At 69.8% G+C, this 20,697-nt stretch carries 16 protein-coding genes; 8 read left to right on the forward strand and 8 right to left on the reverse strand.

The genetic code is table 11. The features are described from left to right. The first annotated feature begins 35 nt into the window (after nucleotides 1–35). The 3 genes from IAE24_RS23510 to IAE24_RS23520 all read left to right on the forward strand — a co-directional run bounded on the left by IAE24_RS23510 (nucleotide 36) and on the right by IAE24_RS23520 (nucleotide 1,829). Nucleotides 36–350: a type II toxin-antitoxin system HigB family toxin gene (locus tag IAE24_RS23510; protein ID WP_013801561.1), complete on the forward strand. Its 315-nt coding sequence runs from the start codon at nucleotides 36–38 to the stop codon at nucleotides 348–350. A 5-nt stretch (nucleotides 351–355) separates the two neighbouring features. Further along, nucleotides 356–748 (forward strand): helix-turn-helix domain-containing protein, encoded by a 393-nt coding sequence (locus tag IAE24_RS23515; RefSeq protein ID WP_199961848.1) that lies wholly within the window; start codon nucleotides 356–358, stop codon nucleotides 746–748. 103 nt (nucleotides 749–851) lie between these two features. Then, on the forward strand, nucleotides 852–1,829 hold the full coding sequence (locus IAE24_RS23520; RefSeq protein WP_199961849.1) for an alpha/beta fold hydrolase: 978 nt from the start codon (nucleotides 852–854) through the stop codon (nucleotides 1,827–1,829). 49 nt (nucleotides 1,830–1,878) lie between these two features. On the opposite strand, the gene IAE24_RS23525 is transcribed toward IAE24_RS23520, so the two are convergent. Continuing rightward, nucleotides 1,879–4,413, reverse strand: a complete 2,535-nt coding sequence (locus tag IAE24_RS23525) for a penicillin acylase family protein (protein ID WP_199961850.1) — start codon at nucleotides 4,411–4,413, stop codon at nucleotides 1,879–1,881. Nucleotides 4,414–4,598: 185 nt separating this feature from the next. Here IAE24_RS23525 and IAE24_RS23530 point away from each other — a divergent pair, with 185 nt between their 5' ends. Next, nucleotides 4,599–4,979 carry a hypothetical protein gene (locus tag IAE24_RS23530; RefSeq protein WP_012206605.1) on the forward strand — a complete coding sequence of 127 codons (381 nt, stop codon included), beginning with the start codon at nucleotides 4,599–4,601 and terminating at the stop codon, nucleotides 4,977–4,979. 149 nt (nucleotides 4,980–5,128) lie between these two features. Here IAE24_RS23530 and IAE24_RS23535 read toward each other — a convergent pair whose 3' ends face one another. The 4 genes from IAE24_RS23535 to IAE24_RS23550 form a co-directional block, all read right to left on the reverse strand. Further along, nucleotides 5,129–5,878, reverse strand: coding sequence for a sterol desaturase family protein (locus IAE24_RS23535; protein WP_065348044.1), 750 nt, complete (start codon nucleotides 5,876–5,878; stop codon nucleotides 5,129–5,131). Nucleotides 5,879–5,897: 19 nt separating this feature from the next. Further along, complete coding sequence (locus IAE24_RS23540) at nucleotides 5,898–6,890, reverse strand: LD-carboxypeptidase (RefSeq protein ID WP_013801556.1); 993 nt, start codon at nucleotides 6,888–6,890, stop codon at nucleotides 5,898–5,900. Between the two features lie 313 nt (nucleotides 6,891–7,203). Continuing rightward, nucleotides 7,204–8,631, reverse strand: a complete 1,428-nt coding sequence (gene tadA, locus IAE24_RS23545) for a tRNA adenosine(34) deaminase TadA (RefSeq protein WP_199961851.1) — start codon at nucleotides 8,629–8,631, stop codon at nucleotides 7,204–7,206. Next, complete coding sequence (locus tag IAE24_RS23550; protein ID WP_199961852.1) at nucleotides 8,600–9,859, reverse strand: branched-chain amino acid ABC transporter substrate-binding protein; 1,260 nt, start codon at nucleotides 9,857–9,859, stop codon at nucleotides 8,600–8,602. Before IAE24_RS23550 ends, tadA begins: the two co-directional genes overlap by 32 nt. Nucleotides 9,860–10,362: 503 nt before the next feature. Here IAE24_RS23550 and IAE24_RS23555 point away from each other — a divergent pair. Next, complete coding sequence (locus IAE24_RS23555) at nucleotides 10,363–12,369, forward strand: peptidase U32 family protein (RefSeq protein WP_199961853.1); 2,007 nt, start codon at nucleotides 10,363–10,365, stop codon at nucleotides 12,367–12,369. Here the strand turns inward: IAE24_RS23555 and IAE24_RS23560 are convergent. Together IAE24_RS23560 and IAE24_RS23565 are read right to left on the reverse strand one after the other, a co-directional pair. Further along, complete coding sequence (locus IAE24_RS23560; protein ID WP_012206611.1) at nucleotides 12,333–12,614, reverse strand: hypothetical protein; 282 nt, start codon at nucleotides 12,612–12,614, stop codon at nucleotides 12,333–12,335. The two genes, IAE24_RS23555 and IAE24_RS23560, sit on opposite strands and share 37 nt — an antisense overlap. 10 nt (nucleotides 12,615–12,624) lie before the next feature. Continuing rightward, nucleotides 12,625–14,967, reverse strand: a complete 2,343-nt coding sequence (locus IAE24_RS23565; protein ID WP_199961854.1) for an FdhF/YdeP family oxidoreductase — start codon at nucleotides 14,965–14,967, stop codon at nucleotides 12,625–12,627. A gap of 128 nt (nucleotides 14,968–15,095) precedes the next feature. Between IAE24_RS23565 and IAE24_RS23570 the strand changes: the two genes are divergently transcribed. Further along, nucleotides 15,096–15,554 (forward strand): GNAT family N-acetyltransferase, encoded by a 459-nt coding sequence (locus IAE24_RS23570; RefSeq protein WP_199961855.1) that lies wholly within the window; start codon nucleotides 15,096–15,098, stop codon nucleotides 15,552–15,554. A gap of 12 nt (nucleotides 15,555–15,566) precedes the next feature. Here the strand turns inward: IAE24_RS23570 and IAE24_RS23575 are convergent, their stop codons facing one another. Beyond that, entirely contained in the window at nucleotides 15,567–18,341 is a 2,775-nt protein-coding gene (locus IAE24_RS23575; RefSeq protein ID WP_199961856.1) for a LuxR C-terminal-related transcriptional regulator, read from the reverse strand. A 182-nt stretch (nucleotides 18,342–18,523) separates the two neighbouring features. Here IAE24_RS23575 and IAE24_RS23580 point away from each other — a divergent pair, with 182 nt between their 5' ends. Next, nucleotides 18,524–19,306, forward strand: coding sequence for an SDR family NAD(P)-dependent oxidoreductase (locus IAE24_RS23580; RefSeq protein WP_034395951.1), 783 nt, complete (start codon nucleotides 18,524–18,526; stop codon nucleotides 19,304–19,306). 133 nt (nucleotides 19,307–19,439) lie between these two features. Further along, on the forward strand, nucleotides 19,440–20,624 hold the full coding sequence (locus tag IAE24_RS23585) for an acetyl-CoA C-acetyltransferase (protein ID WP_012206616.1): 1,185 nt from the start codon (nucleotides 19,440–19,442) through the stop codon (nucleotides 20,622–20,624). The last annotated feature ends 73 nt before the right edge of the window (nucleotides 20,625–20,697 follow it).

Here is a 20,697-nt window from a genome sequence, read left to right on the forward strand (position 1 = left end):
CAGCCTCAGTCCCAATTTGGGACTAACATCCACCCATGCACATCGTGGCCCGTTCCACCCTCGTCAATTTCTACAGCAGGCCGGAGCATGCGGATGCCAAAGGGCCGCTTGAGGCGTGGTTCGACATGGCCACCCGCGCGCAGTGGACCTGCCCCCAGGACGTGAAGGACCAGATCGGCAATGCCAGCATCGTGGGCAACAACCGGGTCGTGTTCAACGTCAAAGGCAACGACTACCGCCTGATTGCCGCCATCGCCTACAGGCAGCAGTGGCTGTACATCAAGTTCATAGGCACGCACGCGCAGTACGACAAGGTGGATGCCGCCACGGTGGACCAGAGCCTGCAATGAAAGGAATGACCATGGAAATCCGCCCCATCCGGACCGAGCAGGATTACAGGACAGCACTGACCGAGATCTCGCAACTGATCGACAAGGACCCGGCCTCGGGAACGCCCGATGGCGACAGGCTGGACATTCTCGGAACGCTGGTTGAGGCCTACGAGGCAAGGCATTACCCCATCGCTCCCCCCGACCCTATCGATGCGCTGCGCCTGCTCATGGAGTCCCGGGGCATGACGGTCAAGGACCTGGTGCCCTACATCGGGCAGACCAACCGCATCTACGAAATACTCAACCGCAGCCGCCCCCTGACGCTGAACATGCTCTACAGGCTTCATGACCTGGGCATACCGGCCGAGAGCCTGCTGTCCCGCCCGCGCACCGCCGCCTCGAAAAGCCACGGCTGATGCCCACCCCGGCCGGGAGCCGTGCTGGCGCACCGGGAAATCCCCAGCCACCGCTGTCCCGCCCCTGACTGCTGCACAGCAGCAAACCGGAATAATCGGCGGGATGCTGCAAGCCCCCTCTTCCCTCTCTGCCCCGGCCGCTGAAGAAGCGCCCATCTACGCTCCCACACGCCCCTGGCGCTCGCGCATGGTGCCGGTGCGCACCATGGAGTACCACGTGCGCGAGTGGGGGCCGGTGGATGGCGATCCCGCGCTGGCGCCGCTGGTGCTGGTGCACGGCTGGATGGATGTGGCGGCCTCCTACCAGTTCGTGGTCGATGCCTTTGGCGAGGCCTTCATGGCGGGGCGCCGCATCATCGCGCCGGACTGGCGCGGCTTCGGCCTGAGCCGGCCGGCCTGGCCTGCCGACCGGCATGACTTTGCCGACTACCTGGGTGACCTGGACCACCTGCTGGACACCCTGGTGGGCGATACGCCCGTGGACCTGGTGGGCCACAGCATGGGCGGCAACGTGTCCATGATGTATGCGGGCGCACGGCCTGCGCGCATACGCCGGCTGGTCAATCTGGAGGGCTTCGGCATGCCGGCCACCCGGCCCGACCAGGCGCCTGCGCGCTATGCGCAGTGGATGGACGAGCTGCGCCAGCTGCGCAGCGGCGGCATGGAGCTCAAGAGCTATGACAGCGTGCAGGACGTGGCGCGCAGGCTGATGAAGACCAACCGCCGCCTGCCCGGGGACAAGGCGCTGTGGCTGGCCCATCACTGGGCGGCGCCCGATGCGAACGGACGCTGGGAAATCCTGGGCGACACGGCGCACAAGCTCATCAGCGCCCAGCTGTTCCGCGTGGAAGAAATCCTGGCCCTGTACCGGGCGATCACGGCGCCGGTACTGGCCGTCGAGGCCAGCGACGACAGCCTGGGCATGTGGTGGAAGGACCGCTACACGCTGGCCGAGTACCACGAGCGCATCGGGCAGATAGCCGACTGCCGCACGGCCGTGGTCCAGGACGCCGGCCATATGCTGCACCACGACCAGCCGGCGGACGTGGCCGGGCTGATCGAGCAATTCCTCAGCACCTGAGTCCTGCGCGCGCCGCTACTGCAGCCTAATGCCTAATGCCTAATGCAACCTACTGCGGCCGCAGCATCATGGAATGGCGCCAGCGCGCGGGCGCCATCTGCAGCGGCCGGTAGCGGCCGTCTGCCCATTCGGCAGACATGTCCGCATAGCGGCTGGACAGGGCCACGCCGCTTTGGCCGGTCTGGTAGATGAACAGCGAGCGCTCGGGCTCGGCCAGGTCGTAGATGGCGCGCAGCGATGCCGCATGGCGGTTGGCGAACGGCGCCCTGGCATCACCGGGCAGGTACTGTCCCACGTTGACAGTGTAGCTGTCACCGCCCGAAGGCACGCTGACATTGAAGATGCCTGCCAGCAGTCCCACGCTGCCCAACGGCCGGTGGCTGCTCAGGGCCGCATGCGCCGTGCCCCAGCGCCAGCGGCCCAGATCGCTGCCCTGCATGGACTGCAGGCGCACCAGCGCCCGGTCCAGCGCCTGGCTGACCTGGGCACTGCAGCCTGCAGCGGCGCACCACCAGCCGTCGCGGCGTTCCAGCATGCCTTCGATGCCTGCGCGATAGTCGCGCTTGCCATAGGTGGCCGCAAAGGTCTGCGCACCAATGCGAGGGATCACCAGGCCGCGCGTCAGTTCGTCCACCCAGGCGGCAAAGATCAGGGGCGCGGCCTGCGCAGCGTCCATGCGGCCATCGAACTGCGCCATCACCCGGCGCGCCTGCGGGGCCAGCGGATGTGTGGCCGGCGCTTCGTCCAGGGCCTTGAGCATTTGCGGCAGCAGGGCGCGGGCGGCCAGCGAGGTCTGGTCGTTCTGGATGGAGGCCATGCTGACCATGTCGTGCCTGTCCTTCGCCTCGATGAGCTCGGAGATGCGGCGGTGCCGGTATGGCAGGCTCCAGTCCTGGGTGAGAAAGTGGGCATAGCCCTCCCGCGTGATGCGCTGGTTGGCGGTGGCCAGATAGCCCAGCGCCGTTCCATCGTCCTGAGGAGCCTGGTCGTAGGGCAGCCAGCCCTGCCAGTCGTAGCGTGCCTCCCAGCCCGGCGCGGGCGCCACGCCGCGCAGGTCGTTGTCGGCCGCGCGCAGCGGCACCCGGCCTGCGGCCTTGAAGCCGATGGCGCCATGCACATCGGCCGCGACGATGCTCTGCATGGGCGAGTGGTAGTCGGCAAAGGCCTCGAACAGCTGGGCCACGCTGCGCGCCTCGTTGGCCCGCAGGCCCGCCTGCACGGTGAGGTTGTCGGTGTCCAGCGCGGCCCAGCGCAGAGCCACGGCGTAGCGGCGCTTGTCGAGCACGGCCTCGTACTGGGGCTGCACATCGCTGATCACGGGGCCGTGGCGCGTGCTGCGCAGCGTGAGCTGCACATCGGCCCGGCCCTTGACCCTGATGCGCTCGCTGCGCTCGGTGAAAGGCGCCCAGCCGTCCGGCGTGCGGTAGCGGCCCGGGTTGCCTGGATCGATCTGCTCCAGGTACAGATCCTGCACATCGGGATTCGTGTTGGTGAAGCCCCAGGCCACCTCGCGCGTGCGCCCCAGCACCACGAAGGGCAGGCCCGGCAGGGTGGCCCCCACCACGTCGATGGGCGACAGCGGCGTGCCGTCCTGCGCCTGGCCGGCAGGCGACTGCAGGCGCGCGTAGTACCAGATGGCGGGCGCGCTCAGGCCCAGATGCGGATCGTTGGCCAACAGCGGCTTGCCGCTGGCCGTGCGGCTGCCCGACAGCACCCAGTTGTTGCTGCCCTTGCCGTCGTTGGTGCCCGCATCGCGCACCATGTCGCGGGACCAGCGGGCCCAGGCATCGCTCGCCTCGCTGGCGGCAGCCACCTTCGGCGCAGACGCAGCCTGTGCCTCCTGGCGGTACACGCCCAGGCCCCGGTAGAGGGCCGCAAGGTCGGTGGAGGTGGCCGGCGCCTCGCCCGGATAAGGCGGCATCAGCTGCCACAGCTGCTGTGTGTCCAGTTGCGAGAGCGCGGCCAGCCGCGCGAATTCATTGCCCCAGTTGCCGCCCAGGTCCAGCGCCATCATCAGCGCCCAGCCCACGCTGTCCTCGGGCGCCCAGGCCGAGTTGTCGCCGCCGCCCGGCGACGTGTCCAGCAGCATGAACTCGGGCACCTGCGGGTGCTGGCGCATGGGCAGGGCCGCATAGAAGGCCGCGATGCCCTCGCTGTAGGCCTGCAGCGCCTCGCGCGCGTTGGCGGGCAGGGATGCGTACTGGCGCCGCGCCGCGCCGCGTATGTCCAGCGCGCGCATGAGCTTGTCGGTGTCCAGCGTGGCCGGCCCGAGGATCTCGGACAGCGTGCCATGCATCAGGCGGCGGTTGAACTCCAGCTGCCAGCCGCGCTCCTGCGCATGCACATGGCCCAGCGCGCGCCACAGGTCCTGCGGCGAGAAGGCGCTGATATGGGTGACGTCGGCATCATCGCGCCGCACGCGCACGGGCTGCTCCAGCCCGGCCAGCGTGAGCTGTCCGTCAAGCACCGGCTGCACGCGCACGGCATAGATGGCCAGCGCGCTGCCGGCCAGCAGGGCCGAGCCGACCACCGCCACGGCGCCCACACCCCACCACCGCGAGTTCAGGATTCGCATGATTCCCATTCTTTTCCCCACCCTCTGCTTTTTTCGTATCGTAGTGTTGCAGTTTGTAGCATATGCGCGCGCGACATGCTCACATTGCTCACGACAGAAAGCCGCGCCTGCAGGGCGCAGGCTTCAGGCGACAATCACTGCCGGCCCTGCGCGCATGGATGCAGGGCAACCGACAGAAACAGGAAGTACGTGGAATGTGGCCTTTCAGCCTCTTGAAGAAGCTCACCCAGGACCCGCCCGTGGGCCAGCCCCGTGGTGACTACATCGGCTGCTACCTGCTGGGCACCGAGGCGCCGGGCCAGGCCGGCGTCAGCTACGTCTCTCTGGCCACCACGCGCGAGCAGCTGGAGGCCGACGCCCGCGCCTACCTTGAAGGCTTCGTGCGCGACCACCCCGAGGCCGCCGACACCGACCTGTCCGCCATTCGCTCCCTGCTGGAGAACCTGCCCCAGCGCCTGGACGCCCACCTGTCCGGCGACACGCGCGTGCCGCTGGCAGAGCAAGGCGGCACCGTGCTCTTCCTGCGCACCGGCATGCGCGCCCGCCGCAAGGAAAACGGCCGGTATCTCGAATAGCAGTCAGCCCCCACCGCCACCGTACAGAGCCTCAAAAACTGGCGCGGCCAAGAACAAGGGACAGCGAGCAAGGGCCTACGCCGGCCGCGCCGCCCCGCAGCGAGGCTGTCTTCCCCCCGCGAAGCGAGAGGGGGAAGGCGCGCAGCGCCTCAGGGGGAGTTCTGCTTGTGCACGTCTTGCCAGCGCAGCATGTCGGTCACGCGCTCGGCCTTGTCGTCATCGAAGCCCAGGCGCTCCACCCGCTCGGCCGGATTGGCCCAGGTGCCGAACAGCAGGTCCCAGACGGGCAGGCCGTAGTTCTGCGCATGGTGGCCGTACTGGTGGTGCACGGTATGCATCTCGGGCCGCTGCACGATGTATCCCAGCCAGCGCGGCGTGCGGATGTCGGCATGCAGGAACAGATCGAACGCCCCCGTGAGGCCGATGGCGAAGGCGGCAGCCAGCGGGCTGGCCCCCAGCACCCAGTAGCTGGACAGCGCGCTCAGCAGCACGGCGGCCGCCGTGTCCATGGGGTGGGCGAAGAAAGCCGTGAGCGCCTCCACGCGCGGCGCGCTGTGGTGCAGCTGGTGGAACAGGCGCCACAGCGTGTCCGACCGGTGCGTGGCGCGGTGCCACCAGTAAAAGACAAAGCTGGTCAACACAAAGCTCAGCGCGCCCACGGCCCAGGCCGGCCATTGCCGGCCCACGTCCAGCAGCGCATGGCGGCGGATGCCGTCCGAGAACAGATGGCCTACCGCCAAGGTGGTGGCCAGCGTGCCCAGGCCCAGCAGCGTGGACAGGATCAGCCAGCGCCGGTCGCAATGGTTGCGCGAGGCCGGCGCGATCACCTCGCGCGTGAAGATGCCGACGAACATCAGCGCCAGCAGCGGGTAGGCCGCGAACTCCCACATCTGCAGCATGCCGTCCGCTCCTTGCCGCTCAGTGCACGTGGCCCCAGTAGATCAGCGCATCGCGCCCTTCGACCGACAGCGACACGGGCGCGCCCACGGGCAGCATCACCTTGGTCGGCACATGGCCGTAGGGCAGGCCCTGCAGCACGGGGCACTTGACCTGGCTGCGCAGCCAGTCGATGACGGTCTGCAGCTTGAAGCCCTTGTCGTGCGAGCTGAGCTTGAACTCGCTGAACTGGCCGAACACGATGGCCTTTTGCTGGGCCAGCACGCCGGCATGCAGCAGCTGGGTCAGCATGCGTTCCACGCGGTAGGGATGCTCGCCCACGTCTTCCAGGAACAGGATGCCGCCCTTGATCTGCGGGAAGTAAGGCGTGCCCAGCAGGGAGACCAGCACGGCCAGGTTGCCGCCCCACAGCGTGGCGCCGCCGCTGATGTAGAAATCCTTGACGGCAGGCTTGCCGTCTTCGCGCAGGCCGATCTTCGGCATCTGCCAGCCCGCGCCCTCGCCCTGGCCGCTGAGCAGGTCGTTGAAGCAGTCCAGCATGATGTCGTCCACGCCGCCCTCATCGTCGGGGCGGCCGAAGTCGTGCACCAGCAGCGGGCCGGCCCAGGTGGTGGCGCCGGTCCTGGCCAGCAGGGCCAGCGACAGCGCCGTGAAGTCGCTCAGGCCCACGAAGCGCGTGCCGCCTGCGATGGCCTTGGCCACGGCCTTGTACTTGATGCCCGGCAGGATGCGCGTGAGGCCGTAGCCGCCGCGCGTGGGCAGCGCCAGGTCGGCACCGCTGGCCGCTGCGCGCTCGATGGCCGCCAGGCGCGTGGCGTCGTCGCCTGCAAAGCGCTGGTGGCTGCTCAGTGCATCGGCATCGATCTCCACCTGATGGCCCATGGCCTCCAGGCGGCGCACGCCGCGCTTGAAGCCGGCCTTGTCGCGCACGGCACCGGCGGGCGAGTAGATATAGATGTGGCGCGGACCCTGGTCATGCGCATGGCCGCAGCAGCTGCCGTCGGCGGCATGCACATGGCCATGATCGTGGTCGTGGCTGTGGCTGTGGGCAGCGCCATCGTCATGTGGATGCTCGTGCCCGTGGGCACAGCAGGTGCCGTCGGCGGAATGCACATGTTCGTGCGCGTGATCAACGGGTGCAGGCGCGGCAGCGGCTGCCTTTTTGCGGGGCGTGCCGGGTGTGCCGGGCGTGCTGGAAGAGCGGGAACTGCGCGAAGTGGCCAAGGTGGTTCCATGCCGGCCCTGGCCGGCATGCTCCATATTGCAAGGGGAGTGAAGACGGGGACCTGCCGCTGCGCAGCCCCGGCAAGGGGCCGGCGGCGCAGGCCTACGGGCGGAAGTATTCCACAGCGTCGGCCACCATGCCGGCAGCGCACAGGGGAACCCAATGGCCGCACGGGGATAGGCGCAGCTGCGCTGGCGACAGCTGTGGCAGCGCCTGCAGCCAGGCCTGGCGCCATGCGGGCGCAGGCATCAGCGCATCGTGCTCGCCGCCCTGCACCCACAGGCGCTGCTGTTGGCTCCACTGCGCCAGCAACGCCATCGGCAGGGCCGGCATTTCGGCCTGCACGCGGGGCCATGCCTGCAGCGCGGCGCGGTGGCCGGGCTGGGAAAACGGCAGGTTCCAGGCCTGCGGCTGTGCACCGGCCTCCTCACCCACCTCGTGCATGGCGCGGCCCACGGGCCATGACGGCTTGCGCGCCGCCTGCGCAAACCATTGCACGCAGGCATCGGGCGCCGGGCCTGCGGGCCAGGCATTCATGAGCCAGGCGCCGCAAAAACGGGCGGGCTCGGCCTGCGCCACGGCCAGGCCCAGGTGCGCGCCATCGTCATGGCCGACCAGCACGATGCTCCGCAGGTCCAGCGCCAGCACCAGCTCGCGCAGCACCTGCACATGCCAGGCCGCGCTGTGCGCCTTCTCCTTCTTGGGCTGGTCGCTGCGGCCAAAGCCCGGCAGGTCGGGGACCACCACGCGATGGCCGGCCTGGAGCCAGCCGGGCAGCATGGGCTGGAACAGCTGGCCCCATGAGGGGCTGCCGTGCAGGCACAGCCAGGTCAGCGGCGCATCGTGCGGTCCTTCATCGACCACGGCCAGGCGCAGGCCTGCCAGCGCCGGCAGATCGCTGCGCCACTGCGGCTGGGCAAAGCCGCCAAAGGTGGAATCCGCATGGCGCAGCGCCGTGTCCTTGAGCGGATGGGGCTGGGCCGCGCGCTGCTCGGCGCGGCGCGTGCGAAAGAAGTCCGACATCAGGGCCGCGCATTCGCCGGCCAGCACGCCGCGCGTCACCTGCGTGTGGTGGTTGATCTGCGGCAGCGCAAACACGTCCAGCACCGATCCGGCCGCGCCCGTGCGCGGCTCGGCCGCGCCATAGACGACGCGGCCCAGGCGCGCATGCAGCATGGCGCCGCTGCACATGGTGCAGGGCTCCAGGGTCACGTAGAGCGTGCAATCGTCCAGCCGGTAGTTGCCCAGGCGCGCGGCCGCGTCGCGCAGCGCCAGCACCTCAGCATGGGCCGTGGGGTCGCCCTGGGCCACGGGCGCATTGCGGCCCTGGCCGACGATGGAGCCGTCCTTGACGATGATGGCGCCCACGGGCACCTCGCCTGCCTGGGCGGCGGCACGCGCCAGCTCCAGGGCGGCGCGCATCCAGGCCTCGTCGTCGGCCTGCGGCAGTGGACGGTGCTCGGCAGTCAAGGTGTCACAGTGTCCAGGCGACTGGGGGTCAGGGCAGCGGCTTGCGCACGCCCTGCGCATAGTGGTAGAGCGTGACGACCGGCGCCTGCAGCTCGCCCTGGGGCGTGAAGGCAATCGGCGCCGTCACGCCGTCATGCCGGGTCTGGCGCAGATAGGGGATATAGGCATCGGGCCGGATGGAGTCGGCCCGCAGCATGGCCTGGGCCAGCACCATGGTGGCGTCGTAGGCGTAGGGGCTGAAGACCTGGTACTGGTCGGGAAAGCGCTGGTCGTAGCGCTGCTTCCAGGCAGCGCCGCCCGGCATGCGCTCCAGCGGGCTGCCGCCCACGGCGCAGGTCACATTGCGCAGCGGGGACGTGTTGCCGGCCAGCTCGGGCAGGCGCAGCGTGCACAGGCCGTCGCCGCCCAGCAGGCGCACCTTGTCCATGGCCAGCTGGGCCATCTGCCTGAGCATGGGGCCGGCCTGGGCGTCCAGGCCGCCGAAGAAGATGGCGTCCGGCTTTTTGCCCTTGATGGCGGTGAGGATGGGCACGAAGTCGGTGGCCTTGTCGCCGGTGAACTGCTTGTCCACGATCTCGATGCCCTGCTCGCGCGCCTCGGCCTCGAACAGCGCCACGATGCCCTGGCCGTAGGCCGAGCGGTCATCGATGATGGCCGCGCGCTTGACGCCCAGCTTGCCCACGGCGTGCGCGACCAGCGCATCGACCATGGCGCGGTCGTCGGCGATCACGCGGTAGGTGGTGTCGTAGCCCGCCTGGGTGATGGCCGGGTTGCTGGCTGCGGGCGTGACCATGACGATGCCGCAGTCGTGGTAGATGGATGTGGCCGGCAGCGTGGTGCCCGACTGCAGGTGGCCGACCACGGCCGCCACCTTCTTGTCGCACAGGCGCCGGGCCAGGGCCACGGCCTGGCCGGGGTCGCCGCCATCGTCGCCGGCCTCCAGCTTCCAGCGCAGCTTGCGCCCGCCGATCTCCAGCCCCTTGGCGTTGAGATCGTCCAGGGCCATGCGCACGCCGTTTTCCTCATCCTTGCCCAGGCTGGCGATGGGGCCGGACACCGGCCCCGCATGGGCAATGCGCACCACCAGGGGCGCATCGGCTGTACCGGGAGCAGCAGGCGCAGCGGGTGCAGCGGCCGTACCGGGTGCAGCCGCCGCAGCGGAAGCCCCTGCCGACTGCCCGTTGGCCGGGCCGCTTCCCGGCAGCGCCCAGGCCAGGCCGCCGCTGCCCAGCAGGGTGCACAGCAGGGCCGGGCCGGCCCACGGGAAATGGCGAATCGAGGCGTGCATGGCAACTCCTGGAAAAAACGGTCAATCTGTGAAACAGGCGCCCTGGCAAACGAAATCCGCTGCGGCGTGGCCCACTCGGGCGCTGCCCGGCCGGGCAAGGCCTGGCGCAGAAAGTGCGCATCAGGCCCGGGGCGGAGCAGGCACGGGCCGGGGTATCCGGCATGGCGGCCCGGCCCGTGCAGTGCGCATCCTAAAGGATAGGCAAAAACCGGCGCCGCCCGCCAGGGCATCGGGCGCATACCCCCTGGCGCGCGTTTTTTCGGGGCTGCGGCGATAATGCTGCGCCTCACCGCAAGCGGGCTGCGAGGTTTTCGTCGCCGGACCGCCCCAAGAGTGGGGGCCTTTTTTTGTCGCCGGGCCGCCCCAAGACAAAAAGCGGCCCCCTTGGGGGGCAGCGGACCTTGCGCAGCAAGGGTAGCGTGGGGGCCAGTTTCCCCCGCATTGCGCCCGACGCCCGGCCCCCACGCCGGTGCGGGTACGAACACAGAACACCACAAAGCCCCATGTCCCTCCTGCCCCACCAGCTCGAACTCCTGTCACCCGCGCGCGATGCCGACATCGGCATCGAGGCCGTGAACCATGGCGCCGACGCCGTCTACATCGGCGGCCCGGCCTTCGGCGCACGCGCCACGGCAGGCAACGACATCCGCGACCTGCAGCGGCTGATCAACCACGCGCACCGCTTCGGCAGCCGCATCTTCATCACGCTCAACACCATCCTGCGCGACGATGAACTGGAGGCCGCCCGCAAGATGGCCTGGCAGATCTACGAGGCCGGTGCCGACGCGCTGATCATCCAGGACATGGGCCTGCTGGAGCTGGACCTGCCGCCCATCCAGCTGCACGCCAGCACCCAGACCGACATCCGCACGCCCGAGAAGGCGCGCTTCCTGCAGGACGCCGGCCTGTCGCAGATCGTCGTTGCGCGCGAGCTGGACCTGCAGCAGATCGCCGCCGTGCGGGCGGCCACCGACCCGGCGCGCACCACCATCGAATTCTTCGTGCACGGCGCGCTGTGCGTGGCCTACTCTGGCCAGTGCTACATCACCCACGCCCACACGGGCCGCAGCGCCAACCGCGGCGACTGCAACCAGGCCTGCCGCCTGCCCTACGAGGTGCTGGACGCGAGCGGCCGCATCATCGCCCACGAAAAGCACGTGCTGTCCATGAAGGACAACAACCAGAGCGACAACCTGCGCGCCCTGATCGACGCCGGCGTGCGCAGCTTCAAAATCGAGGGCCGCTACAAGGACATGGGCTACGTGAAGAACATCACGGCCCACTACCGCAAGCTGCTGGACGAAATCATCGAGGAGCGCGAGTTCTCCGACACGCCCCTGGCGCGCTCATCCTCTGGCAGCACCACGTTCAGCTTCACGCCCGACCCCGACCAGAACTTCAACCGCGAGTTCACCGACTACTTCGTCAATGGCCGCAAGGAAGACATCGGCGCCTTCGACACGCCCAAGACGCCGGGCCGCGCCATCGGCTGGGTCACCAAGGTGGGCGAGAACTTCGTGGAGATCGAGACCTCGAGCCGCGACACCGAACTGCACAACGGCGACGGCCTGTGCTACTACGACCTGCAAAAGGAACTGGTGGGCCTGCAGATCAACCGCGCCGAATCGGTGGATGCGAAGAAGTCGCTGTGGCGCCTGTTCCCCAAGGACCCCATCGCCGGTTTCAAGGACCTGCGCAAGGGCCTGGAGGTCAACCGCAACCGCGACATGGCCTGGGTGCGCACGCTGGACAAGAAGTCCAGCGACCGCCGCATCGGCCTGTGGGCCGAACTCAAGGAAACGCCCGACGGCTTTGCGCTCACGCTGACCGACGAGGACGGCTTCACCGCCACTGCCGCCATCGCGCAGGAACACCAGGCCGCCACCGACGCAGCCCGTGCCGAGGCCACGCTGCGCGAGCAGCTGGGCCGTTTCGGCGCCACCATCTTCTCCGTGCATGACATCGGCCTGCAGCTGAGCCAGCCCTGGTTCGTGCCGGCCTCGGCCCTGAACCAGCTGCGCCGCGACGCCGTCGCCGCGCTGGAGGCCGCGCGCCAGGCCGGCTTCATGCGCCTGCCGCGCGCCCTGCCCGTGGAGCCGCCCGTGCCCTTCCCCGAGGACACGCTGACCTATCTGGCCAACGTCTACAACCAGAAGGCGCACGACTTCTACATCAAGCACGGCGTCAAGGTCATGGACGCGGCCTACGAGAGCAAGGAAGAAGAAGGCGAAGTCAGCCTGATGATCACCAAGCATTGCGTGCGCTTTTCCATGAGCCTGTGCCCCAAGCAGGCCAAGGGCGTCATCGGCGTCAAGGGCACCATCAAGGCCGAGCCGCTGCAGCTGATCAACGGCAAGGAAAAACTCACGCTGCGCTTCGACTGCAAGCCCTGCGAGATGCATGTGGTCGGCAAGATGAAGCGCGCGGTGATCAACCAGCACGCCAAGGAAATGCAGGAGTTTCCGATGCAGTTCTACCGCACGCGGCCCGTGCCTTCGGCCAGCGCCTGACAGGCCTCGGCCTCCACCCACAAGCGCCCGCGCTCCGTCAGGGCCGCCAGCCACCGCCCCTCTTCCTGCTCCAGCCTGACCCAGCCCGGCCCCGGTGTGCCGGCAATGGGCGCATCGCCCATCAGCGCCAGGCAGCGCATGAGCACGCTGGCGCCCTGCCCCAGGCGCTTGCCCAGCCTGGGCAGGGACATGGGTGCGGGCTCGGTGGCCAATTCGCGCAGGATGGCGGCGGCCAGTTCTTCCATGCCTTGCACTTCAGGCCGCCATTTCTTCCAGCGCGGGAGACGGCACGGCAGGCAGCCTGTGCGCCACCAGCTGCACGGGAATGGACTTGGAGCTGGGCGTGCCCGCCACGATGGCCGTGGCCGACAGCGGCACCAGCGGATTGGTCTCCGGATAGTAGGCAGCGATGCAGCCGCGCGGAATGTCGTAGGCCACGAGCTTGAAGCGCTCGGCGCTGCGCTGCTGGCCGTCATCCCACACCGTCTGCAGGTCCACCCAGTCACCATTCTTCATGCCCAGGGCGCGGATGTCCTCGGCATGGATGAAGACCACGCGGCGCTGTCCGAAGACGCCGCGGTAGCGGTCGTCCATGCCATAGATGGTGGTGTTGTACTGGTCGTGCGAGCGCGTGGTGAACAGCGTGAACACCGGCGATGCGCCGGGGCTGCGCGCGGCGCGCGCGCGGTGCACGGGCGTGTCGCGCGGCACGGCGTGCACGAAGAAGCCGGCCTTGCCCCGGGGCGTCTCCCAGATGCGTTCGCTCGCCGCATTGCGCAGCTTGAAGCCGCCCGGCACGGCCACGCGCGCGTTGAAGTCGTGGAAGTCGTCGAAGACCTGCTCGATCAGCTCGCGTATGCGCGCATAGTCGCCAGCCAGCTCCAGCCAGGGCACGGGCCGCTGCGCGCCCAGCGTGGCGGCGGCCAGGCGCGCGACGATGGCGATCTCGCTGAGCAGGTGCTCGGACGCAGGCGGGTTGATGCCGCTGGAGATGTGGACCATGCCCATGGAGTCCTCCACCGTCACGCCCTGCGGGCCGGTGGCCTGCATGTCGATCTCGGTGCGGCCCAGGCAGGGCAGGATCAGCGCCTCGCGGCCGTGCACCAGGTGGCTGCGGTTGAGCTTGGTGGTCACATGCACGGTCAGGTCGCAGCGGCGCAGCGCCTGCCAGGTGGCATGCGTGTCGGGCGTGGCCGCCGCGAAGTTGCCGCCCAGCGCAAAGAAAACCTTGCCCCGGCCCTCGAGCATGAGGCGTATGGACTCAACCACGTCCACGCCGTGGGCGCGCGGCGGCTCGAAGCCGAAGACCTGCTGCAGCCGGTCCAGCAGCGCGGCCGGCGGCTTTTCCCAGATGCCCATGCTGCGGTCGCCCTGCACATTGCTATGGCCGCGCACCGGGCAGGCACCTGCGCCGGGGCGGCCTATGTTGCCGCGCAGCAGCAGCAGGTTGACCAGCATCTGCACGGCGGCCACCGAATGCATGTGCTGCGTGATGCCCATGCCCCAGCAGACGATGGTGCTGCGGGCGGCGATGTAGACCTCGGCCGCCGTCTGCATCTGCGCGCGGCTCAGGCCGGATTCGGCCTCGAGCAGGCCCCAGTCCTCGGCCCGCAGGTCCTCGGCCAGGGCCTCGAAGCCGATGGTGTGTTCGGCGATGAAGGCATGGTCCAGCACGCCGCCGCACCCATGCCCCAGTGCATCGTCCTGCGCGATCACATGCTTCATGATGCCCTTGACGGCCGCGATGTCGCCGCCCACGCGCAGCTGGAAGTAGTGCGTGCTGATGGGCGTGGCGCCCAGGGTGGCCATCTCCAGCTTGCTTTGCGGGTCCTGGAAGCGCTCCAGCCCGCGCTCGCGCAGCGGGTTGAAGCTCAGGATGCGCGCGCCGCGCTTGTGGGCTGCGCGCAGCTCGCCCAGCATGCGCGGGTGGTTGGTGCCGGGGTTCTGGCCGAAGATGAAGATGGCATCGGCCTGCTCGAAATCGGCCAGCTGCACCGTGCCCTTGCCCACGCCGATCTGCGGCTTCATGCCGCTGCCGCTGGGCTCGTGGCACATGTTGGAGCAGTCGGGGAAATTGTTGGTGCCGTAGGCGCGCACGAACAGCTGGTACAGAAAGGCTGCCTCGTTGCTGGCGCGGCCAGAGGTGTAGAAGATGGCCTGGTCAGGGTCGGGCAGCGCGTTCAGGTGGCGGGCGATCAGCACAAAGGCGTCGTCCCAGGCGATGGGCCGGTAGCGGTCGCTGGCCGCGTCGTACGCCATGGGCTCGGTGAGCCGGCCCTGGTCTTCCAGCCAGAAATCGCTTTGCGCCATGAGCTCGGCCACCGTGTGCCGGGCAAAGAATTCGGGCGTCACGCGGCGCGCCGTGGCCTCGGCCGCCACGGCCTTGGCGCCGTTCTCGCAGAACTCGAAGGTGGAATGGTGGTTGCGGTCGGGCCAGGCGCAGCCCGGGCAGTCGAAGCCGTCGGGCTGGTTGGCCGACAGCAGCGTCTTGGCGCCCTTGACGGCGATATCCTGGCGCATCAGAGCCTGGCTCACGCTGCGCAATGCGCCCCAGCCGCCAGCGGCCCCCTTGTAGAACTCGATCTTTTGTTCGGACATGGGCCGGAAGTGTTCCGTCTGTCCATGATCCAGGTCAAATCACATCTCCAAATGGAGAGATTCAGCAAAGATATGAGCACGGCATCCTTGCCCTGCGCCATGCTGGCACCCTCCGCCCCGGACCACCGATGAACTCCACAGCCATACACACCGCCATCCCCGAAGACGCCGCGCTGATCGCCCCGCTGTTCGATGCCTACCGCCAGTTCTACGAGCAACCTGCGGATGCCGACACGGCGCTGGCCTTCATCACGGCGCGGCTGGAGCGCGGCGAATCCGTCATCCTGCTGGCCCGCCGACCGGACGGCAGGGCCCTGGGCTTTTGCCAGCTCTATCCCTCGTTCTGCTCTGTACTGGCCGCGCCCATCTACGTGCTCTACGACCTCTTCGTGGCGCCCGATGCTCGCCGCCTGGGCGTGGGCCGCGCCCTGCTGCTGGCGGCCGAAGCCCATGCCCGCGCCACGGGCCATGCACGCATGGACCTGACCACGGCCCGCAACAACCTGCGCGCCCAGGCGCTGTACGAGTCGCTGGGCTGGGTGCGTGACGAAGTGTTCCTGACCTATGCGCGCCATCTGCAGGCTTGAGCCGCCAGCGGCCTAGCGCAAAACCCGCAGCTCCCGCGCCAGCGCCACGGCCTGGGTGCGGCTGCGCGCGCCCAGCTTGAGGTTGATGCTGCGCAGGTGGGTGCGCACCGTGCTGTCGGAGACGAAGAGCTTCTCGGCCATGGCCGCATTGGAGTAGCCCGAGGCCAGCAATTCCAGCACGCGCAGCTCCTTGCGGGTCAGGGGCTCGGCAAGCGCCGTGGCCGGCGCCGGGCCCTGGGGCGCATCCGCTGCCTGCAGCTCGGGGGGATCGGCGGGCTCGGCAGGCTCGCCCAGGGCAGACAGCAGCCGCTGCGCATGGGCGGCCGCCTCCGGCTCCGCCGCTTCCGTGCGGCGCGTCAGTGAAGGCGTCTGTGAAAGCGACAGTGAGGGCGACAGCACACGCTGCAGCACGGGCGCGAGCAGCGGCCCCTCATCGAGCATCAGGCGCACAAAGCCTTCGCTGGCACCGTGGCGCAGCGGCTGGGCCAGCCTGGCGGCGGCGGCGTCCAAGTCGCCGCAGCCCGCCTCGGCCAGCGCGCACAGCACCTGCAGCTTGAGGCTGCGGTGGCGGCGCCCGCGCAGTTGCGCATCGGCCAGCAAGGGGGCGATGGCATCGCGCACGGCACGGCAGTCGCCAAAGTGCAGACCCCAGCGCAGCCGGGCGATGGCGATGTCCTCCACCTCGTGCGGCGGCAGGCGCAGGCGTTCCACGCGCGGCCATACGCCGGGATCGTCGGCACGCTCCAGCGCCTCGGACGCGGCGGCCCGGTTGCCCTGCAGCACGAAGATGCGCGCATGCTCCAGCCGCGCGCTGGCCGTCACACGGGGCAGCTGGCGTTCATGCCCCAGGTACTCCAGTTCGGTCAGCAGGCCGAAGGCCGCATCCACATCGCCACGCACGAAGGCAATGCGCGCACGCATGCGGTAGCTGGAGATCACATGGTCGGGCAGGCCCACGTCGCGGGCCAGCGGCAGGTAGACGTTGAGCAGGTGGTCGGCGCCATCGAGGTCGTTGGTCTCGTAGAGCACGCCGGCATGCAGCACGCCGGCCCAGGCATTGCCGTTGGTGGGGTTGTAGGAGGCGCTGCGCGGCGTGGCGGCCAGCGCCACGCGAAAGCGCGATGCCGCCTGCCGCAGCCGTCCGCCCGACAGGTCCAGCACGCCCTCCATGGCCTCGGTGTACATGCGGCTGAACAGGCTGCCGGCCTGGGTGCTGCGCGCCGCGTCCAGCAGGCGGTGGGCCTCCTCGGCATCGCCCAGCACCGACACCACGTAGGCCATGGCATTGGTCAGCGAGCTGTCCGCGAACGGCCGGCAGCTGGGCAGGCAGGCCAGCGCCTGGCGGCCCAGGGGTGCTGCCTCTTCCACGCGGTCCATCATGGCCAGCAGCAGCGGCTGCAGGGCCATGACCAGCGCCTGCGCGGCGGGGTCCGCGGCCATGCGGGGCCGCAAGGCGTCCAGCCGCTGCTGCGCCTGCCAGGGGCCGCGCGTGAAGCAGTCGGCATAGGCGGCCACGGCCTGCAGCAGCGGCTCGCGCGCCATCAGCGGCGCCGGCATGGCCGAGAACCAGCGCGACAGCAGGCGCATGCGGCCCTGCTCCATCAGCGCCTCGGCGTGGCGCGCCAGCAGGGACAGGGCATGCGGCAGGTCGCCGCCTTCCAGCGCATGCTCGATGGCGGGCACGGGCCGGCCGCAGGATTCGTACCAGCCGCTGGCCGCCAGGTGAAGGCGCGTCAATTCACCGGGCTGCTCGCGCAGCAGCTGTGCGCGCAGGAAGTCGGCAAACATGCTGTGGTAGCGCCAGCTGTGCCCGCCCTGGCCCCCCTGCGCCTCGTCGGCCAGCGGCACCAGGAACAGGTGGGCCTGCTCCAGCGCCTGCAGCATGGCGGCGCCGTCGGCACGCGGCACCAGGGCCTGGCAGACCTGGGCATCCAGCGTGCGCAGGATGCTGGTGCGCAGCAGGAAGTCGCGCACGGACGCGGGCTGCTGGGCCAGCACATCCTCGGCCAGGTAGTCGGCCACGGCGCGCTCCGAGCCCGAGAAGCGCTCGATGAAATCGCTGTGCGGGCCATGGCGCTCCAGCGCCAGCGAGGCCAGCCACAGCGCGCCTATCCAGCCTTCGGTCTTGTCCAGCAGCCGCGCCAGGGCCTCGCGCGGCAGCGGGCAGCCGCGCAGGCGAAAGAACTCCTCGGCCTCGCCCACGGAAAAGCGCAGCAGCGCCGCATCGATCTCCAGCAACTGGCCGCTGGTACGCAGCCGCCCCAGTCCCAGGGCCGGCAGCGCGCGCGAGCCTATGACCAGGCGCCCGCGCTCGGGCAGCTGCTCCATGAGCTGGCGCACCAGGCCGAGCACGGCATCGTTGTGCAGCACCTCGAAATCATCGATGAACAGCGCAAAGGAGCGGCCCTCGCCGGCCAGCGCATGCAGGGCCTGGGACAACTCGCCGGCGCCTTGCGACGGCCCCACTCCCAGGGTGCGCACGGCCGCACCCAGGCACTGCAGAAAGCGCGAGACATCGTTGTCGGCGGCATCCAGCGTCAGCCACGCCGTGGCCTGGCCCTCGGCCTGCAGGCGCTCGCGCATCTGGCGCATGGCCGTGGTCTTGCCGAAGCCGGCAGGGGCGCGCACCAGGACCACGCGGGCGCGCAAGGCCTCGGGCCAGCGCGCGGCAACGGCCAGCCGGGCCACCTGGGCGGCAGCGGCGCGCGGCGGGCTCAGCTTGGCCTGCGGCACGTAGCCGGAACCCGGACCGGGGCCGGAGGAAGGGGTGGGCGCTGGGGGCTGCATGCAGGCAGGGGGCACTGTGAAGGGGTGAGGCACCGGGCACTTTCGTCGGTTTCGACGATGGCGGCAAGACGGGGCGATTCCTAGACTTGGAGGCAGATCATAGGTGGCGGACCGCCGCCTGTCCCGATCCAAGGCGACAGGCAACGGCGCGCCGCCAACGCACCAACCAAGGAGACCTTCACATGCAGCTTGACGCAAGCATCAGCGCCGTCGTCACGGGCGGGGCATCGGGCCTGGGCGCGGCCACCGCGCGCCGCCTGGCCGCAAAAGGCGTGCGCGTCGCCCTGTTCGACCTCAACGAGACGGCCGGGCAGGCGCTGGCGCGCGAGACAGGCGGCCTGTTCTGCCGCGTGGACGTGACCGACGAGGCCAGCGTGGACGCGGGCTTTGCCCAGGCCCGCGCGGCCCATGGGCAGGAGCGCATCCTGGTCAACTGCGCGGGCACGGGCAATGCCGTCAAGACGGCCAGCCGCGACAAGGCCACGGGCGAGATCCGGCACCTGCCCGTGGCCAATTTCGACCGCATCATCCAGATCAACCTGGTGGGCACCTTCCGCTGCATCGCCAAGTCGGCCGCGGGCATGCTCACGCTGGAGCCGCTGGCCGACGGCGAGCGCGGCGCCATCGTCAACACCGCCTCGGTGGCGGCGCAGGACGGGCAGATGGGCCAGGCCAGCTACTCGGCCAGCAAGGCCGGCATCACGGGCATGACCCTGCCCATCGCGCGCGACCTCATGGGCGAAGGCATCCGCGTGAACACCATCCTGCCCGGCATCTTCGACACGCCGCTGCTGCAGGGCGCGCCCGACAACGTGAAGGCCGCGCTGGCCGCCTCCGTGCCCTTTCCCAAGCGGCTGGGCCAGCCCGACGAATACGCCCACCTGGCCGAGACCATGATCACCAACGGCTACTTCAACGGCGAGTGCGTGCGCCTGGACGGTGCCATCCGCATGGCGCCGCGCTAGGCGTACAGCCCAGGCCTCACGGCAGGCACCGTCCCCGCGTTTTCCCTGGCCGGAATCGTCGCTTGCGACGATGCCCGGCCCGCGCCGGCCGGGCCACCATCCCCCCAGGAATACAGGAACAGGAGACATATCCATGGCACAGGCATACATCGTTGCCGCCACGCGCACGGCGGGCGGCAAGCGCGGCGGAAAGCTCTCGGGCTGGCATCCGGCCGATCTCGCGGCCCAGGTGCTGGACGAGCTGGTGCGCCGCAGCCAGGCCGACCCGGCCCAGGTCGAGGACGTGATCATGGGCTGCGTCAGCCAGGTCGGCCAGCAGGCGACGAACGTGGCGCGCAACGCGGTGCTGGCCTCGTCCCTGCCCGAGTCCGTGCCGGGCACCACGGTGGACCGGCAGTGCGGGTCGTCCCAGCAGGCACTGCATTTCGCGGCCCAGGCCGTGATGTCGGGCAGCATGGACATGGTGATCGCCGCAGGCGTGGAGAGCATGTCGCGCGTGCCCATGGGCACGCCCAACGCCCTGCCCGCCAAGGCCGGCCTGGGCGTGTACATGAGCCCGGCCATGCAGCAGCGCTACCCGGGCGTGGAGTTCAGCCAGTTCATGGGCGCCGAGATGATGGCCGGCAAGTACGGCCTGGCCAAGGACCAGCTGGACGCCTATGCGCTGCAAAGCCATGAGCGCGCCGTGCAGGCCGCGCGCGAGGGCCGCTTCGACCGCGAGATCCTGGCCGTGCAGGCGCGCAGCGCCGAAGGCGGTGCCGAGGGCGAAGGCCAGCCGCACACGGTGGATGAAGGCATACGCTTCAACGCCACGCTGGAGGGCATCGCCGGCGTCAAGACCATCCGCGAGGGCGGCTGCGTGACGGCGGCCACGGCCAGCCAGATCTGCGATGGCGCCAGCGGCGTCATGGTGGTCAGCGAGCGCGGCCTCAAGGCCCTGGGCGTGCAGCCGCTGGCGCGCATCCACCACATGAGCCTGCTCGGGCATGACCCCGTGATCATGCTGGAGGCCCCCATCCCCGCCACCCAGGCCGCGCTGAAGAAGGCCGGCATGCGCATCTCCGACATCGACCTGTACGAAGTCAACGAGGCCTTCGCCCCCGTGCCCCTGGCCTGGCTGCAGGCCACGGGCGCCGATCCGGCGCGGCTCAACGTCAACGGCGGCGCCATTGCGCTGGGCCATCCGCTGGGCGCCTCGGGCACCAAGCTCATGGCCACGCTGATCCACGCCCTGCATGCGCGCGGCGGGCGCTACGGCCTGCAGACCATGTGCGAGGGCGGGGGCATGGCCAACGTCACCATCATCGAGCGCCTGTAGGCGCCGCCATGCCACTGTGCGACCCGCGCGGGCCCCGCCCGGGGCCCCCCAACGGGGGGGGGGGGAGGCCAGG

It is taken from the genome of Delftia sp. S65, assembly GCF_016516495.1.
Lineage (GTDB): Bacteria > Pseudomonadota > Gammaproteobacteria > Burkholderiales > Burkholderiaceae_C > Comamonas > Comamonas acidovorans.

What these genes read in the sequence shown, in the direction of transcription:
- tadA (WP_199961851.1), bottom strand. Translation starts at nt 8,631, where the DNA reads ATGCGCAGGGCGTGCGCAAGCCGCTGCCCTGACCCCCAGTCGCCTGGA.
- IAE24_RS23585 (WP_012206616.1), top strand. Translation starts at nt 19,440, where the DNA reads ATGGCACAGGCATACATCGTTGCCGCCACGCGCACGGCGGGCGGCAAG.
- IAE24_RS23530 (WP_012206605.1), top strand. Translation starts at nt 4,599, where the DNA reads ATGTGGCCTTTCAGCCTCTTGAAGAAGCTCACCCAGGACCCGCCCGTG.
- IAE24_RS23510 (WP_013801561.1), top strand. Translation starts at nt 36, where the DNA reads ATGCACATCGTGGCCCGTTCCACCCTCGTCAATTTCTACAGCAGGCCG.
- IAE24_RS23565 (WP_199961854.1), bottom strand. Translation starts at nt 14,967, where the DNA reads ATGTCCGAACAAAAGATCGAGTTCTACAAGGGGGCCGCTGGCGGCTGG.
- IAE24_RS23520 (WP_199961849.1), top strand. Translation starts at nt 852, where the DNA reads ATGCTGCAAGCCCCCTCTTCCCTCTCTGCCCCGGCCGCTGAAGAAGCG.
- IAE24_RS23525 (WP_199961850.1), bottom strand. Translation starts at nt 4,413, where the DNA reads ATGGGAATCATGCGAATCCTGAACTCGCGGTGGTGGGGTGTGGGCGCC.
- IAE24_RS23550 (WP_199961852.1), bottom strand. Translation starts at nt 9,859, where the DNA reads ATGCACGCCTCGATTCGCCATTTCCCGTGGGCCGGCCCGGCCCTGCTG.
- IAE24_RS23570 (WP_199961855.1), top strand. Translation starts at nt 15,096, where the DNA reads ATGAACTCCACAGCCATACACACCGCCATCCCCGAAGACGCCGCGCTG.
- IAE24_RS23535 (WP_065348044.1), bottom strand. Translation starts at nt 5,878, where the DNA reads ATGCTGCAGATGTGGGAGTTCGCGGCCTACCCGCTGCTGGCGCTGATG.
- IAE24_RS23575 (WP_199961856.1), bottom strand. Translation starts at nt 18,341, where the DNA reads ATGCAGCCCCCAGCGCCCACCCCTTCCTCCGGCCCCGGTCCGGGTTCC.
- IAE24_RS23515 (WP_199961848.1), top strand. Translation starts at nt 356, where the DNA reads ATGACCATGGAAATCCGCCCCATCCGGACCGAGCAGGATTACAGGACA.
- IAE24_RS23555 (WP_199961853.1), top strand. Translation starts at nt 10,363, where the DNA reads ATGTCCCTCCTGCCCCACCAGCTCGAACTCCTGTCACCCGCGCGCGAT.
- IAE24_RS23580 (WP_034395951.1), top strand. Translation starts at nt 18,524, where the DNA reads ATGCAGCTTGACGCAAGCATCAGCGCCGTCGTCACGGGCGGGGCATCG.
- IAE24_RS23560 (WP_012206611.1), bottom strand. Translation starts at nt 12,614, where the DNA reads ATGGAAGAACTGGCCGCCGCCATCCTGCGCGAATTGGCCACCGAGCCC.